The 15,760-nt window shown below is 47.9% G+C and carries 18 protein-coding genes; 15 read left to right on the forward strand and 3 right to left on the reverse strand.

Features of this window, described 5'->3' with window-relative positions:
- The first annotated feature begins 103 nt into the window (after window positions 1-103).
- A complete protein-coding gene (locus F8N00_RS08675; RefSeq protein WP_235515908.1) occupies window positions 104-1,237 on the forward strand; it encodes a CCA tRNA nucleotidyltransferase in 1,134 nt (377 codons plus the stop codon).
- Window positions 1,207-2,178, forward strand: coding sequence for a biotin--[acetyl-CoA-carboxylase] ligase (locus tag F8N00_RS08680; RefSeq protein WP_023468624.1), 972 nt, complete (start codon window positions 1,207-1,209; stop codon window positions 2,176-2,178). The genes F8N00_RS08675 and F8N00_RS08680 overlap by 31 nt, the downstream gene beginning before the upstream one ends.
- A gap of 37 nt (window positions 2,179-2,215) precedes the next feature.
- Here the strand turns inward: F8N00_RS08680 and F8N00_RS08685 are convergent, their stop codons facing one another.
- Entirely contained in the window at window positions 2,216-2,338 is a 123-nt protein-coding gene (locus tag F8N00_RS08685) for a hypothetical protein (protein WP_256429275.1), read from the reverse strand.
- 88 nt (window positions 2,339-2,426) lie between these two features.
- Here F8N00_RS08685 and panB point away from each other — a divergent pair, with 88 nt between their 5' ends.
- The 10 genes from panB to nth all read left to right on the forward strand — a co-directional run bounded on the left by panB (window position 2,427) and on the right by nth (window position 11,925).
- Entirely contained in the window at window positions 2,427-3,266 is an 840-nt protein-coding gene (gene panB, locus F8N00_RS08690; protein ID WP_023468623.1) for a 3-methyl-2-oxobutanoate hydroxymethyltransferase, read from the forward strand.
- Window positions 3,263-4,093, forward strand: coding sequence for a pantoate--beta-alanine ligase (panC, locus tag F8N00_RS08695; protein WP_023468622.1), 831 nt, complete (start codon window positions 3,263-3,265; stop codon window positions 4,091-4,093). The genes panB and panC overlap by 4 nt, the downstream gene beginning before the upstream one ends.
- Window positions 4,094-4,095: 2 nt before the next feature.
- Entirely contained in the window at window positions 4,096-4,479 is a 384-nt protein-coding gene (panD, locus tag F8N00_RS08700; protein ID WP_029341994.1) for an aspartate 1-decarboxylase, read from the forward strand.
- 102 nt (window positions 4,480-4,581) lie between these two features.
- Window positions 4,582-7,398, forward strand: coding sequence for an ATP-dependent DNA helicase DinG (gene dinG, locus F8N00_RS08705; RefSeq protein ID WP_023468620.1), 2,817 nt, complete (start codon window positions 4,582-4,584; stop codon window positions 7,396-7,398).
- A 62-nt stretch (window positions 7,399-7,460) separates the two neighbouring features.
- Window positions 7,461-7,631 carry a YpmA family protein gene (locus F8N00_RS08710; protein ID WP_012370646.1) on the forward strand — a complete coding sequence of 57 codons (171 nt, stop codon included), beginning with the start codon at window positions 7,461-7,463 and terminating at the stop codon, window positions 7,629-7,631.
- Window positions 7,628-8,095, forward strand: coding sequence for a hypothetical protein (locus tag F8N00_RS08715; protein WP_421018044.1), 468 nt, complete (start codon window positions 7,628-7,630; stop codon window positions 8,093-8,095). Before F8N00_RS08710 ends, F8N00_RS08715 begins: the two co-directional genes overlap by 4 nt.
- Before the next feature lie 14 nt (window positions 8,096-8,109).
- The gene (locus tag F8N00_RS08720) at window positions 8,110-9,291 is read left to right on the forward strand and encodes a pyridoxal phosphate-dependent aminotransferase (RefSeq protein WP_058264834.1); all 1,182 of its coding nucleotides are present in this window, start codon (window positions 8,110-8,112) and stop codon (window positions 9,289-9,291) included.
- A 29-nt stretch (window positions 9,292-9,320) separates the two neighbouring features.
- A complete protein-coding gene (gene asnS / locus F8N00_RS08725; protein ID WP_174316766.1) occupies window positions 9,321-10,610 on the forward strand; it encodes an asparagine--tRNA ligase in 1,290 nt (429 codons plus the stop codon).
- 75 nt (window positions 10,611-10,685) lie between these two features.
- Complete coding sequence (locus F8N00_RS08730; RefSeq protein ID WP_023468616.1) at window positions 10,686-11,264, forward strand: DnaD domain-containing protein; 579 nt, start codon at window positions 10,686-10,688, stop codon at window positions 11,262-11,264.
- A 4-nt stretch (window positions 11,265-11,268) separates the two neighbouring features.
- On the forward strand, window positions 11,269-11,925 hold the full coding sequence (gene nth / locus F8N00_RS08735; protein WP_023468615.1) for an endonuclease III: 657 nt from the start codon (window positions 11,269-11,271) through the stop codon (window positions 11,923-11,925).
- Window positions 11,926-11,965: 40 nt separating this feature from the next.
- Here the strand turns inward: nth and F8N00_RS08740 are convergent, their stop codons facing one another.
- Both F8N00_RS08740 and F8N00_RS08745 read right to left on the reverse strand, forming a co-directional pair.
- On the reverse strand, window positions 11,966-12,880 hold the full coding sequence (locus F8N00_RS08740; RefSeq protein WP_313352316.1) for a DUF3800 domain-containing protein: 915 nt from the start codon (window positions 12,878-12,880) through the stop codon (window positions 11,966-11,968).
- A 23-nt stretch (window positions 12,881-12,903) separates the two neighbouring features.
- Complete coding sequence (locus F8N00_RS08745; protein WP_421018045.1) at window positions 12,904-13,896, reverse strand: tyrosine-type recombinase/integrase; 993 nt, start codon at window positions 13,894-13,896, stop codon at window positions 12,904-12,906.
- 366 nt (window positions 13,897-14,262) lie between these two features.
- On the opposite strand from F8N00_RS08745, the gene F8N00_RS08750 reads away from it, so the two are divergent.
- From F8N00_RS08750 to F8N00_RS08760, 3 genes are all read left to right on the forward strand, one after another.
- Entirely contained in the window at window positions 14,263-14,610 is a 348-nt protein-coding gene (locus F8N00_RS08750; protein ID WP_421018046.1) for a helix-turn-helix domain-containing protein, read from the forward strand.
- Between the two features lie 15 nt (window positions 14,611-14,625).
- On the forward strand, window positions 14,626-15,144 hold the full coding sequence (locus F8N00_RS08755; protein WP_421018047.1) for an ImmA/IrrE family metallo-endopeptidase: 519 nt from the start codon (window positions 14,626-14,628) through the stop codon (window positions 15,142-15,144).
- Window positions 15,145-15,321: 177 nt separating this feature from the next.
- The gene (locus F8N00_RS08760; RefSeq protein ID WP_214857974.1) at window positions 15,322-15,480 is read left to right on the forward strand and encodes a hypothetical protein; all 159 of its coding nucleotides are present in this window, start codon (window positions 15,322-15,324) and stop codon (window positions 15,478-15,480) included.
- The last annotated feature ends 280 nt before the right edge of the window (window positions 15,481-15,760 follow it).

Here is a 15,760-nt window from a genome sequence, read left to right on the forward strand (position 1 = left end):
GAACGGATGGCAGAAGAGGGCATTCGCGATACGCGTCGTCGTTTTGATTCGAATGAGATTGTTCGTCGTTATGAACAAGTCTATGAACGGGTGTGTGCGCGTCATGAACTTGCTTGAAGGCGCACATCATATCATTCAGACGATCGAGGAGGCCGGTGGTGAAGCGTATATCGTCGGTGGTGCCGTTCGTGATATGTTGCTCGACCGGACACCAGGAGACTATGATTTAGCGAGCTCGATGTTACCGGAACAGATCATCGATTTATTCCCTGTTGTCATTCCGACAGGACTCGAGCATGGAACCGTGACGGTCGTTCTCAACCACGTGCCGTACGAGATCACGACGTTTCGCTCAGAAGCAACGTACAGCGATCGCCGGCGACCGGACGAGGTGACGCTTGGCGTTAGTTTGGAAGAGGATTTGACCCGGCGTGACTTTACGATCAACGCGATGGCACTCAGACCATCAGGTCGTGTCGATCTGTTTGGAGGAGCGCGTGACATCGAAGAGCGGATCATCCGGACGGTCGGCGAACCAGCCGAACGTTTTAATGAAGATGCACTTCGAATGATGCGGGCGTTCCGCTTCATGAGCCAACTGGATTTCTCGCTTGACGAAGCAACTGAACAAGCAATCGTTAAACTCGCTCCGCATCTAGCGGCCGTTGCGATTGAGCGGATCGCGATCGAGTTCGAGAAGCTCTTACTTGGTCCTGGAAAACAGCGGGCGTTACAGGCGATGCTCCGGACAGGAATCGAACGCTACCTTCCCGGCATGACTTCAGAAATCGTCAAAGGACTCGCGCAGCAGTCGTTTCAGGGTGTTTCAAAGGATGCCGTCTGGACACTCGTACTCGATGCCGGTCTCGCGAAAGATCAATTGACGCGCTGGAAACGATCGAAACATCAAGTGCAGCTCGCAACGCGTTTAATACCTCTGTTACACCGACCGTTACAAGACTGGGATCGTTATCGATTGTCGGACGAGGAACTGATGATCCTTCGGGAAATGACCGGAACGGATTATCCAGAGCGATCAGACTTACCGATTCGCAGTCGTAAAGAGCTCGCTGTCGACGGAAAAGACATGATCCGCCTCGGTCTTCAAAAACAACAGATCAAAGAAGCACTTTTGCATTTGGAATACAGTGTCGTCACGCGCGCTTGCCTAAACGACCGCGTGACATTATTGAAGGAGGTAGAGCGATGGCGCACTCAGTCCGAGAACAAATCTTGATCGCACTTCGTCAGCGAACGTGGTACTCCGGACAGGAATTAGCAGAGACACTAAATATTTCACGTACCGCTATTTGGAAACATATGCAAACCTTGAAGGAAGAAGGATACCAGATCATCTCGAATAAAAAACAAGGCTATCAATTAGTCGATGAAGGCGATTTGCTGACACCGATTGCGATTGAACAATGGTTAACGACAGCGCGCCTTGGTCGCCACATCCTTCATTTCGAAGAACTGGACACGACGCAGCGGATTGCACATGAGCAAGCGCAACAGCAAGCGCAGGAAGGAACACTCGTCGTATGCGATCACCAGACGAATGGACGCGGACAGCTAGGGAGAACGTGGCATGAGGCGAAAAATGAGGGCATCGCGATGAGTCTACTCGTCCGACCAGATGTACCGATGCACCAAGCAGGTCAATTAACGCTCGTAGCAGGTATTGCACTTGCACAGTCTCTCCGGACATTCGATGTTCCGGTTACGATTAAATGGCCGAACGATATCTTAATCAACGGTCGTAAGGTGGCAGGCATTTTGACGGAAATGCAGACCGAGGCGGACCGAATCAGTTCAGTCATCATTGGCATCGGCATCAATGTGCATCACGAGCAGTTTCCGGAAGGGATCAAAGACCGTGCTACCTCGCTCGTCCGAGAATCAGGAAGAACTTTCCGACGTGCGGAGGTCGTCGCGACGTTTTTGAATCGATTTGAACGACTATACACACAGTGGCTCGAGCTAGGGTTCGGATCTTTCGTCTCCGAGTGGGAAACACTCGCAGATCGCTTACATGAACGAGTGACGCTACGGACACGTCAGATGACCGCTTCCGGAACATTGCTCGGTATTGACGAGACGGGCACGATTCGGATTGAGACGGAAACGGGGGAAACCCGTTTCCATTCGGCAGAGCTGATTTACTGGGAAAAAGAATAAAGGTTTGAATCAGACGGTTTGCAGAGAGCTTTTCCCGTCATGTATAATAAAGCCACGGATGGTATCCGCTTGCCGGAACCATACCGAATTGACAGGTGCCAGTTTTAGCTGTTTCAACTGCCTTGATCTTAACGGACAGGGACAGAAGGACGATATTCAATTATTCCGCCTTCTTTTCCGCATGCATTTATTTTGGAGAAGAAGGCGTTTTCCTTTTGTCCTCCCTACACACGTAAGGAGAGAACACGATGCACACAATGGGTCCAATACTCAAAAAACAACAAGCTGGAGAGAAGCTCGTCATGTTGACGGCGTATGATTATCCTTCAGCAAAACTATCGGAGGCAGCAGGAGTTGATATGTTGCTCGTTGGCGATTCCCTCGGAAACGTCATCCTCGGCTATGACTCAACGATTGCCGTCACGGTCGACGACATGGTTCATCATGCGCGTGCGGTACGCCGCGGCGCACCACAGACGTTCATGATCGTCGATATGCCGTTCGCAAGCTATCACGGTTCATTTGATCGCACGCTTGAATCAGCGGCGCGTATCTTTCAAGAGTCGCAGGCAGATGCCTTGAAGCTGGAAGGGGCAGGGGAGATCTTAAAGACGATTCGTCGTTTGACGGACGCTGGGATGCCTTGCGTCGCGCATCTCGGATTAACACCACAATCCGTTGGTGTCCTTGAAGGATTCAAAGTCCAAGGGAAATCATTAGAAGCAGCCGAACAACTGATTGCAGACAGTTTGGAAGCAGAGCGTGCCGGAGCGAAGATGCTCGTCCTCGAATGTGTGCCGCATCCGCTCGCGAAACGCATTCAAGAGCTCCTCTCGATTCCGGTCATCGGCATCGGTGCCGGTGCAGACGTCGCCGGTCAAGTACTTGTCTATCATGACATCTTGACGTATGGTGTCGGTCGTTTACCGAAGTTCGTCAAAGCGTACACGGACTGGAATACTTCAGGAACGGAAGCAATCGCTGCTTACGTCAAAGACGTCAAAGCCGGTGCCTTCCCTGAACTAGCACACTCGTTCCAGATGGACGAAGAACTGATTGGTGCGCTTTATGGAGGGACTAAGGAATGAAGATCATTCAGGACGTCCAGACGTTACGCGAATGTTTAGCGGGAGCCGGTTCAATCGGTTTTGTACCGACGATGGGATTCTTGCATGAAGGGCATGCCTCCTTGCTCAAACAAGCACGACAAGAGAATGATGTCGTCGTCTTGAGTATTTTCGTCAACCCGACACAATTCGGACCAAACGAAGATTTGGATCGTTATCCACGAGACGCGGAACGCGATCAGAAAATCGCGGAGGCAGAAGGGGTCGATTATCTGTTCTATCCGACGAACGAGACGATGTATCCGCTGGATATGGCCCGTGTTACGGTCCGCTCCGGTGATGATGTCTTATGCGGCGCATCACGACCAGGACATTTTGATGGTGTGTTGACGGTCGTCAGCAAACTATTGAACGTCGTCCGTCCAACCCGTGCTTATTTCGGCTTAAAGGACGCACAACAGCTCGCATTGATTGAAGCGTATGTCGCTGATTACTTCGTTCCGGTTGAGATCGTCCGTTGCCCGATCATTCGCGAAGCGGATGGTCTAGCAAAATCGTCACGCAATGTCTATCTTTCGGAAACGGAGCGGGCGCAAGCACCAGGAATTCAGCAGGCGTTGCAACAAGCGAAACAAGCACTCGATCAAGGGGTGCCTGTTGAAACGGTTCTCGAGCGGACGCGCGAAGCACTTCGATTCGAAGGGACGACAATCGATTACGTCGAAGCCGTCGACTACCCGTCACTAAGACCCGTCACTGAACAAACGACTACGATTCTCTTAGCAGTCGCCGTGCAGTTTGCATCGGCACGCTTGATCGATAATTTACTATATACGAGAGGAGCATGACGATGTTACGCACATTCATGCACGCTAAACTACACAAGGCCCGGGTCACCGAGGCGAACTTACACTATGTTGGTTCGATTACGATCGATGAGGATTTACTCGATGCTGTCGGGATTCTTGAAAATGAAAAAGTCCAAGTGACGAACAATCAGAACGGTGCACGGATTGAAACGTATGCGATTAAAGGTGCTCGTGGTTCAGGTGTCATCTGTTTGAACGGTGCGGCAGCACGCCATTTCCAAGTCGGGGATGAGGTCATCATCATGGCGTACGCGCAACTATCGACGGAAGAAATCGCGACACATGTTCCAAAAGTGGCTGTTCTAAATGAACAGAACGACATCAAACAAATGTTGTCTCAAGAAATCGCCCACACGATCTTATGAAATTTTAGAGACCCGATCATGTCAGCGGGTCTCTTTTTTTGTTAAGATGAAGAATGAAATGCCATCCGGTCATGGAGAGGATGGATAAAAGGTGGAGGATCAGTGTTGAAGAAAAAGTACGTCGTAGTCGACCTGGAAACGACAGGTCATTCCATAAAGGCTGGCGATGAGATGATTGAGATCGGCATGGCGGTCATTGAAGATGGACAGTTGACAGAACAATTGTCTGCCTTCGTGCGTCCGACCCAACCGATTCCTCCATTCATTTCCCAGTTGACGGGCATCACGGATGAGGATGTCAAAGAGGCCGAGACATTCGATGTCATCGCACCGCGTGTCTTATCATTGCTCGACGGTGGTGTCTTCGTCGCACATAATGTGCAGTTCGATTTAAACTTCTTAAACGATGCGTTAGAAGAGGAAGGATACTTGCCGTACACAGGTCCTGTCATCGATACGGTCGAACTCGCACGAATCTTACTTCCGACAGCAGAAAGCCACGCGCTGTCGCATCTGTCAGAGTCATTACAACTTGCCCATCAAGAGGCGCACCGGGCAGGGAGTGACGCTTCGGCGACGGCTGAATTGTTGCTTGAACTACTCAAACGACTACATACGTTGCCGCTTGAGACATTGAAGCACTTAAGACGTTTATCACCACGCCTGTTCAGTGCCATCGAAGAGGAAATCGACCATGCGATTCGTTTAGTCGGCATCGAGGAAGATTCACAGTTTGATCGTTTCCGTAAAATCGCTTTGAAAAAGCGCCAGACGATAGAGCGGTTGGCACATCCACCCGTTCTTGAACCGTTCGGACCATTCGTTGATGAATTGAACACCGTTACGTTCCCTCGTCTATTCGAAGGATATGAAGAGCGACGTGGGCAGCTCGAGATGATGCGTCATGTCTATCAATCGCTCGATCAAGAAACACCGTTACTCGTCGAAGCGGGAACAGGAACAGGAAAATCGCTCGGTTATCTTGTTCCGGCAGCGCATTACGCACTTGAACATGAAGTCCCGATTGTCGTCAGTACGCACACGATTCAATTGCAGGAGCAACTATTCGCGCGTGATTTACCGCTCTTGCGTCAACTGTTCGATGCGCCGGTCCAGATTGCGTTGCTTAAAGGACGGAGTAACTATATTGATTTACGGAAGTTCGAATTTTTCTTGAACGATCAAGAGGATGCCTATAACTTCACGCTCGCAAAAGCGATTCTGCTCGTCTGGTTGACGGAGACGGAAACAGGAGATTTAGAAGAAGTCAGTTTACCAGGCGGTGCAGCACAAGGCAATATCGGGATTAAACAGTTGATCCAGTCTGATAGCCAATCGCAGCTCGGACGGTTTGATCCGTGGTACAGCCGAGATTTTTTCCAACATGCGATTCGCCAAGCAAAGGATGCAACGATCATCGTCACGAACCATGCTTTGTTGTTTAGTGACCTGCAGTTCGAAGCAGGGGTCTTACCGAAAGGAAGTCCGTTGATTCTTGACGAGGCACACCAAATCGAAGAAGTCGCGAGCCATCATTTTGGTCTCGTCTTTGATGGACATACGTTTGATCGTCTGTTCCGACAACTCGGGTATTCGTCCGATAAAAAATTATTACACCGCTTGCTCGATCTGTCCGAAGAATGGGACATCGCCGAGATGGTCGAAGCCCATAGTGAGACGGTCGATGAGGCACTGACGACGTTGCTCGAAGAGGCAGACGGTCTATTGATGATTATTCAAGCATACGGGCTCGAACTGGCTTCCCGCAAAGCACGACGGGAAGGAATGGTCAGCATTCGCTTCAAGCGACTCGACCGTTCGATGCGTGCCGTCCAGGAAAGTGCCAAGCGGGTTGAATTGGTGTTGCGGCGTTTGCGTCAAGCAATCCGGGCGATTCATAAACTGTTCCATGAACACCGGGAGCAGATGAGTTATCGCGAACGTTCACTCGTCGCAGATTTAAAAGCGATCACGTCACAAATCGAAGAAGCGGAGCTCGCCATCTTCGAGACGATGCTTGCCCCGCACGATGAGACGGTATCTTGGATCGAGACGTCTGTTAAGAACCGGAAACTAACACGGGTCTACACACAACCAATCGACATTTCAGAGCGACTGCGACGCGATGTCTTTTCGAAACGGACGTGTATCCTGACGTCTGCGACGCTGACTGTCTCGAACAAGTTCCAGTTCATTGAGAACCGTTTAGGGCTCGATGCGTTCGAGACACGTCGTTTCGTCGTTCCGTCGCCGTTCGGATATGCCGATAACGTGCGATTAATGATTCCGACGGATCTCCCGCTCCTACAGGATGTACCATTGCCGGAATTCGCAGAGACGATTGCGGAAGCCATCTTACAAATCGCAGAGGTGACGGAAGGACGGATGCTCGTCTTGTTTACCTCAAATGACTTGCTAAGACTGACGCATGAAGCGACGAAACCGCTGTTACCTGAACGGTTTACGTTACTCTCGCAAGGGGTCACGCAAGGTTCACGGCAACGACTGATGAAACAGTTCAAGCAACTCGACGCCTGTATCTTGTTCGGGACGGCTAGCTTTTGGGAAGGGGTCGATATCCCAGGAGATGATCTCAGTTGTCTCGTCATCGTCCGACTACCGTTCGCGCCACCGGATCAACCGATCGTCCAGGCACGCTCGGAACGGATCGAAAAACTCGGGAAATCATCATTTTTCGAATACAGCTTACCGCAAGCGATCATTCGCTTTAAGCAAGGCTTTGGTCGCTTGATCCGGACGACGAACGACCGAGGTGTCGTCTTCGTACTTGATCGCCGGATTGAGACGACGCGTTATGGAAAACGGTTCGTCACGAGTCTGCCGAAAGTGCCTGTTTTATCAAAACCGCTTGATGAACTGACGGCAGAACTAGAATTGTTCTTGAATGATGGCGATTAAGTCTATTCAGATAAACCCTATCGCATTATAATAGATAGAGAAAAATGAGGGAGGACATACAGATGGATTCAAAAATTGAAACACTTGCGACCGTCAAAGTGAACCGCCATGACGATACGTATAAAATCGTCGACTTGTTGAATCGGACACTGAAAACGGAAGATTTAATGTTCGGTCTTGCTCTCGATGAAAAAGACAAGGAGCAGATGGTCTTTACCATCTACCGCACATGAAGTGGAAAATCACGCTTGGTCTGCTAAGTGCACTCATCCTTTTGACTGTACTTGGCACCGCCGTTTATCAGGTGACGATCGCTGAGGCAAAAGACCGGGAACAGAGCGTCGCCGAACAAGCAGAGGCGCGTCTGAAAAAAGAACTCAAACCAACGGACGTCCGGTTCGAATCAGTCTTTAACGGGAAACGTCAATATGTCGTTTTTACGATGAAGCAGAATGGACAGGCGGTACGGGCGTTCGTTCCGAAAAAAGGAACGATTGAGACACGACCAGTTGCTGATGGTATTGCCATCAAAACGGTCATCGCGAATCATCCGGAACTAGGAGACATCGTGTCTGCTAAGTACGGCTTTGAGGATCGTGCCGTCATCGAGATCGTTTCAAAGACGACGACAGGCTATGATTATTCGTATTACACGTATCAAGAAGGTTCTTTCATCAAGCGATTACGAATCAAGTAAAGGGAGTGGGCGACATGTTATCGAAACGCGTACGACAATTGACACCATCTACGACGCTAGCCATCACAGCGAAAGCCAAGGCACTACGTGAAGAAGGTCAAGACATCATCGGTTTAGGTGCGGGAGAGCCCGACTTCAATACACCGGAATTCATCATCCAAGCAGCATTCGAGGCAGCAGAAGCGGGCGATACGAAGTATACGCCGTCTGGCGGAACGGTTGCCTTAAAGGATGCAATCATCGAAAAGACACGCCGTGACTTATGGATGCCATACGAACGCTCAGAAGTCATGGTCGCTTCAGGCGCAAAGCATGCACTATCAACGTTGTTCCAAGCGATTCTCGATCCAGGCGATGAAGTCATCGTCCCAGCACCATACTGGGTCAGTTATCCAGAGCAAATTAAACTCAGTGACGGCATACCGGTCATTTTAGAAACGGACGAATCGTCTCGCTTCAAAGTGACACGGGAATTGCTCGAGCAACACATTACCCCAAAAACGAAAGCACTCGTCTTGAACTCACCATCGAATCCGACAGGAATGGTCTATTCGAAAGAAGAGCTCGAGATGGTAGCAGATGTTGCGATCAAGCACGATCTACTCGTCATCAGTGACGAGATTTATGAAAAGTTGCTCTATAACGGTGCGACACATATTTCGATCGCGTCCTTGCCAGAGATGCGCGAACGGACGGTCATCATCAATGGTGTCTCGAAGTCCCATGCGATGACAGGCTGGCGGATCGGGTATGCAATCGGACCGAAAGAGATCATCTCAGCGATGACGAACTTAGCGAGCCATTCGACGTCGAACCCGACATCGATTGCGCAAGCAGCATCGGTTGCTGCGTATGCAGAAGGCGATGCACCGGTCGAAGCGATGCGTGTCATCTTTGAAGAACGACTTGAAAAAATCTATGCACGACTCATCGAGATCGAAGGATTAACGTGTCTGAAGCCGGAAGGGGCATTCTACTTGTTCCCACATGCAAAGCAAGCTGCCGAGATGTGTGGATTCGATAATGTCGATGACTGGTGTACAGCTGTTTTATCTGAAGCGAAGGTCGCCTTGATTCCAGGTTCAGGATTTGGTGCACCAGACTATGTCCGCCTATCTTACGCGACGGATCCGGCACGTGTCCTAGAGGCACTCGACCGGATTGAAGGATTCATCACGGCACATACAGCCGTTTAATAGAGAGAGGATGTTGACTGTTGAAAGCAATGATTCGGGATGTAAACAAATATGTAGGAGAAGAAGTGACGATCGGGTGTTGGTTAGCAAACAAACGCTCAAGCGGTAAGATCGCCTTCCTCCAACTTCGGGATGGCTCTGGATTCATGCAGGGTGTCGTCGTCAAAGAAACAGTCGGCGAAGACTTATTCAAACAAGCAAAAGGCTTAACGCAGGAATCATCACTATGGGTGACAGGTGTCATCAAATCAGATGGCGGTCGGACAGCGATTGGTCATGAAATGGAAATTTCAAAAATCGAAGTCATCCATGAAGCAATCGATTATCCGATCACACCAAAAGCACACGGAACGGACTTCTTAATGGATAACCGTCACCTCTGGTTGCGTTCAAAGCGCCAGCATGCGGTCATGGTCGTTCGAAACGAATTGATTCGTGCGACGTACGAATTCTTTAACCAAGAAGGATTCATCAAAGTGGATCCGCCAATCTTGACAGGTAGCGCACCAGAAGGAACAACAGAATTGTTCCATACGAAATATTTCGATGAAGATGCGTATCTTTCACAATCGGGTCAGCTTTACATGGAAGCGGCAGCAATGGCACTTGGAAAGGTCTTCTCGTTCGGTCCAACGTTCCGTGCTGAAAAATCAAAAACACGTCGTCACTTGATCGAATTCTGGATGATGGAGCCTGAGATGGCATTCCACGATCACGAGATGAACCTCGAAGTCCAAGAAAACTATGTTTCGCACCTTGTGCAATCAGCACTGAAAAACTGTCGTGCAGAACTTGAGTTGCTTGGACGTGACTTGACGGTCCTTGAAAACATTAAAGCACCGTTCCCGCGCGTCAAGTACACGGAAGCAATCGATATGCTCAAGGAGCAAGGATTCGATGATATCGAATTCGGCGATGACTTTGGTGCACCACACGAGACAGCAATCGCAAACAGCTTCGCACGTCCTGTCTTCATCACGCATTGGCCAAAAGCAATCAAACCGTTCTACATGAAAGAAGATCCGGAAAACCCAGACTTCGTCTTGTGTGATGATTTGATTGCCCCTGAAGGATACGGGGAAATCGTCGGTGGTTCACAACGTGAAGAAGATCACGAAAAACTCCTCGCTGAGATGAAGAAACATGGTCTTGACGAGACAGGTGCTTATAAATGGTATCTCGAAACACGCCAATACGGTTCTGTTCCACACAGTGGTTTCGGTCTTGGTTTAGAGCGGACAGTCGCTTGGATCACAGGTGTCGAGCACGTTCGGGAAACAATTCCGTTCCCACGTTTGCTAAACCGCCTCTATCCATAAGCAGTAAGGAAAAACATCGACCCATCGTCTCGACGGGTCGATTTCTTGTTTAGACTAGAGAATCGAGGAAATACGATGAATCATAATTTAGTGCAATTATTCGAGGAAGGGACGGTCGTCTTACCGAAACGATTGTTCACCGAGGCAAAACGGTTAGGCATCAGTTTTGTCGAGTTCACATTGATTGGTCAACTGTTTGCTTGCCGGGCAGAAGGTATGGAGATGCCGTCACCGGAAGAGTTAAGTAATCGACTTGGACTATCCGAGACGGAAACAATCGAGACGACACTCGGTTTATTACAAAAAGGATTATTGGCAATGGAGAACGTCAATGGGTCTGAACGTTATTCGCTTGTTCCGCTTTACGAAAAGCTGATGGCACCACCGGAACAGGAAGCACCGAACTTTGATACGATCAACCCGTCCGTCTTCCAACAATTCGAACGGGAACTCGGGATGATGTCACCGTTTCAGATGGAGCAGATCATTCAGTGGTTGACGATCGAGAACATTTCGGAAGAGCTAGTGCTTGCCGCACTTCGAGAAGCAGTCTATCATAATGTCCGCAAAATGACCTATATCAATCAAATTCTGCGGACATGGGAACGTGAAGGGATCAAGACGCTTGAGGATCTCGCAGGGCGGGGAGGTTAAGGAGATGTTACGAAAGGCAGAAATCGATCGGATTGAAGCAACGTTAGAAGAGATGTTTCCGGATGCATTTTGTGAGTTGATTCATCGCAACCCGTTTGAGCTGGTCGTAGCGGTTGCACTCAGTGCACAAGCGACCGACGTACTTGTCAATCAGGTGACGCCTGGGTTGTTCGCAGCGTATCCGGATCCTGCTTCGCTTGCTGCGGCACCCGTCGAGGAAATCGAGGACAAAATCAAACGACTGGGATTGTACCGAAATAAAGCCAAAAACATCAAAGCGCTTGCGGCACAACTCCTTGCGCAACACGATGGAGAAGTCCCGACCGAACGCGCCGGGCTTGAAGCCTTACCTGGCGTAGGACGCAAGACGGCGAACGTCGTCTTGTCTGTCGCTTTCGATGTACCGGCATTTGCGGTTGATACGCATGTCGAACGTGTTTCGAAGCGCCTCGGGATCTGTCGCTGGAAGGATAATGTCACGCAGGTTGAAGCGACACTGATGCGTCGCTTCAAACGGGAGCGTTGGTCAAAGCTTCATCACCAATTCATCTTCTTTGGACGTTATCACTGCAAGGCACAACGTCCGAACTGTGAAGCGTGCCCGTTACTCGACATGTGTCGAGAGGGGAAAAAGCGGACAAAAGGACTAGCTACACCATAAAAAAAAGTGGATCCGAGACCGGATCCACTTTTTTTGCATATCATCCATTCCAAGGCGTATCGGACCATTCACGACGCTTTTTCGTGATCGGTACTTTTTTGAATCCCCAGTTTCGGAAATCTTGGTCCGGACTATCACGGCGAATGTAAATCTTATCTTTGATGGCTTTAAAAATCCGGTTTTCGTCCCCATAATGGACAAACCGGGGTTTTACCTCGATGACACCACGACGAACGCGAGATAAAGGTAAGCAGACCAAGTCGGCAATCTCAAGACCAGATTGGTAGAGGTCGCTGTCTTTTTCAGCAAAGATGAAGCCTTTGATTTTTTGACGGCTTTTTTCGACGTCGAGATGGACCGTTCCCGAATTGAAGATATCGAAGAACGCCTTTTGAATGAGCAAGTTTTGATAATCATCACGGCTTTCAAGAACGACACGCGCACTCGTTGCTTCTGTCTCATCGAGGAAGGAATAAAACGACTTCATCAAATGAGCGAAGGCAACGACATACGGATCCTTCGGTGTCGAGAAGAAGTCTTGTAGCTTCTGTTTATCGACTTCGACGCTGACGATCGTACAATCAATATCAACTAAAAATTCCGGCAAGGCGATCCAGAAATGTCGTAACATATCGATCGTGATGCCATCTTCTTTACCGTACGGATGCTCCGCTTTTAAAATCTCCTTCAAATGAAGCGGAATATGCGGATCTTCAAAAACTTTTGCCTTAAAATCCATCAAACGTTGACGAAGCGGACTTGGTTCACCGGTCTCGTCCGAATCGATGGCATATTTATATTCCATCAAGACACCCGTTAAGTTGAATTGTGTATTCCCTTTCGGTGTCCCAGTTTCATCGACGAACATGACATATTTTTTAGGGACAGTGTTGTTAACCTTCGGAAACCCTTTTGTATCAACGTATTTCACGTTTTTTGTTTCTCTCTTATTCAATCAAATCTCCTCCGATTGCACAATTATTGCACACTTTTTTTGAAAACGAGCATTTCGGCAGCCTCATGATGCAACTTTACACTGACATGGCTGTATAAATCCATCGTTATCGTATAACTCGCATGACCGAGTCTTTCTTGCACAACTTTCGGATGCACACCCTGCTCGAGTAGGAGGGTGGCATGTGTGTGGCGCAGATCGTGGATTCGGATCCGTGGAACACCTGCGAGCTCCGTCAACCAGTTGAACGAGCGATGGACGATCGTCGAACTGAATGGTCTTCCGAGCGTATTCAGGCAGACATAGTCGTCGTCATTCCGGTAACCTTTGCTCAGCTGATGAGATGCTTGGACTCGTTTCATGCTCTTCAGGTAGTCAATCGCAGCATCACTGAGTACGATAAGACGAGAGTGTCCGTTTTTAGGCGCTTTCTCGTTTTGATGAGCCGAACGGTTGTGGTCGGAGACGGAGCGCTTCACGAGTACCGTACGTTCTTCAAAATCGATATCCGACCAACGTAAGGTGATGGCTTCACCGATCCGCATCCCAGTATGCAGAATCAAGATGATCGGAAGGGCGCGTAGTTCTTTTTCGTGTGTCTCGATGAAGAGCTCGCATTCCTCCTGGCTCCATACCTGATGATTCTTGACGGCGCGGCGACGGTCCTGTGCAAGTCCAGCGCTTGGATCTTCCTTGAGGTACTCCATCTCGACGGCATACCGGAAGAAGGCGCGGACTTGTTGGAGCATCGTATTATAACTGTTTGCGTTCCACTCCCGCAACTCCGCATATTTCATCATGACATCCGCTAGATGGTGTGTCCGAACGTTTTCGAGCAACATCTTGCCGAGTTCTTTCTCGAGCAGTCCTGAAATCTTACGACGGTTGTAGAGTGTTGCTTTTGCAAGTTGAGGAGCACGACGTTCGTAATAGACCGCAATCAGATCTGTTACCTTCATCTTCGTTTGTCGCCGTTTGATGGATCCATCCTCGCGTTCCTTGAGTAGGTTGGCCATCCAATACTCCAGTTCTCGCTTTGTATCCGCACGTTTAAATCGTTGGATACGTTTTCCTCGCTCATCAAAGCCTAGGCTGACCCTCGTTTCCCATTTTCCTGTAGTGGGGTTCTTTTTTATATTCGTCATATAGCTTCCCCTTCCTGCTTGACCATCGGCTATTCTTATCTTTCATATTATCAAATTTAATGTTCCAACCTACAAGTACGAATTTTTTTACTATTAAAATAGGATGGTTATACTATAATAGAAAATAAGAATAGATAAATTGATTTTCATTACACAAATTTGTTGAATTAAAAACAGTATTAGTGTACACTAAGTTTGTAAGATGATTAGTTGTTACAAAAAAGAGGAGGTATCAATGTGCTTACTCCATTCGGTAAGTTCTGTCGTAAGCTTCGAATCGATCGGAACGAAATCCTTAAAGACATGGCTTCCAACTTAAATGTGACTGTCTCATATTTATCGGCAGTCGAAAACGGAAAAAGAAGTATCCCGGGTTCGTGGGAGCATATGATTTCAGATACTTATAATCTGAATCAAGAGCAAAGATGGGAACTTCAAGATTCTATAATTGAGTCGGAAAAAATGATTGCTTTTCCATTGAAGGAAACAGGCGAAAACAGCACGACGCTTCTAAAAGCCTTGGCAAGAAAGTCAGGTGATTTATCTGAAGAGCAACTTCGAAAGATGTTTGAAATTTTAAACTAAGTCCAGGAGGTTACGATGAGCCAATCACAATATAAAGCCAATCCGGTGTCAATCAAAGATCTCAGAACGTATGCTTTTCTTTTAAGACAAGCTATGAATATGGAAAACACGTTGCAAATTGACATTATCAGAGTTCTTGAACATAACATGATCAGTGCTTTTGGTGAGTCATTTGAATTAGAAGTTGTTGAAACTCATACCATGCCGGATTATGCATTGTATCTTCCTGAATCGAATAAGATGTTGATTCGCGAAGATGTTTATCTCGCAGCAGCTTCAATGAATGCTCGACATCGCTTTACTATTGCACATGAAATTGGCCATCTATTATTACATCGAGATGTAAAACTTGCTAGATCTGATGGTAAACGGAAAATATATGAAGATCCTGAATGGCAGGCTAATGTGTTCGCGGCAGAGTTTTTGGCACCTGCGCATTTGATTGGTGAGATGAGCGCCGCTGAAATTTCATTGGCCTTCGGGATTTCAAAACAAGCTGCAACAAATCGCTATAACTCAATCAAAGAAAAGTGAGGTTAGAAAAATGGTCAAAAAAAATAGCCCTTGTAGAGGGCCAACGAAATAAAGATACATCATTTGATTTGCTGCATTATGATCATGTACTAACTTTGGTCGGGAAGTACAGACTCATAATATCAAATTAGTTGGCCCCTTTACAAGTGTAAACTTTAGAAATGGGGCATGATAATCATGGGAAAATTATATTACAGCGAGAAATACGGATGTTACGGAGTGTTCCGTCCTTGGCGGACTAATCCAAAAACCCAGCAAAAAATGTGGGCTAAGAATTACGGCTTGAAAGCGTGGTTCATTCCAGTTGATGAGCTAGAGAACGAAACAGAAGATTAATTAACAGCTTGATGGATGAGGGTGCAGCCCCTTTTCGATCAAGCTTTTTTATACAATTTTTTTAGAAAAAAAGCACCAACGAAGGTGCTAGGATGATTTTATCTAAAAAGGAGTTTACACTATCGAGGTGTTTAAATTCTTCCGGATAAAAGCTTTTCTTGTTCCTCTTTAAAGACTCCATTAAAAATTTCAGTATTCGTATCTAAATTAAATATTTCGAAAAAGTCATTAGAAGCTTTAATTGCCAAATCTGAACTTTCTGCAATCAACTGTTCGATAC

Origin of the sequence: Exiguobacterium sp. A1_3_1 (assembly GCF_048985645.1) — a bacterium.
In the GTDB taxonomy this organism is placed as follows: Bacteria; Bacillota; Bacilli; order Exiguobacteriales; family Exiguobacteriaceae; genus Exiguobacterium_A; species Exiguobacterium_A indicum.

What these genes read in the sequence shown, in the direction of transcription:
- F8N00_RS08675 (WP_235515908.1), top strand. Translation starts at nt 104, where the DNA reads ATGAACTTGCTTGAAGGCGCACATCATATCATTCAGACGATCGAGGAG.
- F8N00_RS08680 (WP_023468624.1), top strand. Translation starts at nt 1,207, where the DNA reads ATGGCGCACTCAGTCCGAGAACAAATCTTGATCGCACTTCGTCAGCGA.
- panB (WP_023468623.1), top strand. Translation starts at nt 2,427, where the DNA reads ATGCACACAATGGGTCCAATACTCAAAAAACAACAAGCTGGAGAGAAG.
- panC (WP_023468622.1), top strand. Translation starts at nt 3,263, where the DNA reads ATGAAGATCATTCAGGACGTCCAGACGTTACGCGAATGTTTAGCGGGA.
- panD (WP_029341994.1), top strand. Translation starts at nt 4,096, where the DNA reads ATGTTACGCACATTCATGCACGCTAAACTACACAAGGCCCGGGTCACC.
- F8N00_RS08710 (WP_012370646.1), top strand. Translation starts at nt 7,461, where the DNA reads ATGGATTCAAAAATTGAAACACTTGCGACCGTCAAAGTGAACCGCCAT.
- F8N00_RS08715 (WP_421018044.1), top strand. Translation starts at nt 7,628, where the DNA reads ATGAAGTGGAAAATCACGCTTGGTCTGCTAAGTGCACTCATCCTTTTG.
- F8N00_RS08720 (WP_058264834.1), top strand. Translation starts at nt 8,110, where the DNA reads ATGTTATCGAAACGCGTACGACAATTGACACCATCTACGACGCTAGCC.
- asnS (WP_174316766.1), top strand. Translation starts at nt 9,321, where the DNA reads ATGATTCGGGATGTAAACAAATATGTAGGAGAAGAAGTGACGATCGGG.
- F8N00_RS08730 (WP_023468616.1), top strand. Translation starts at nt 10,686, where the DNA reads ATGAATCATAATTTAGTGCAATTATTCGAGGAAGGGACGGTCGTCTTA.
- nth (WP_023468615.1), top strand. Translation starts at nt 11,269, where the DNA reads ATGTTACGAAAGGCAGAAATCGATCGGATTGAAGCAACGTTAGAAGAG.
- F8N00_RS08745 (WP_421018045.1), bottom strand. Translation starts at nt 13,896, where the DNA reads ATGGCCAACCTACTCAAGGAACGCGAGGATGGATCCATCAAACGGCGA.
- F8N00_RS08755 (WP_421018047.1), top strand. Translation starts at nt 14,626, where the DNA reads ATGAGCCAATCACAATATAAAGCCAATCCGGTGTCAATCAAAGATCTC.
- F8N00_RS08760 (WP_214857974.1), top strand. Translation starts at nt 15,322, where the DNA reads ATGGGAAAATTATATTACAGCGAGAAATACGGATGTTACGGAGTGTTC.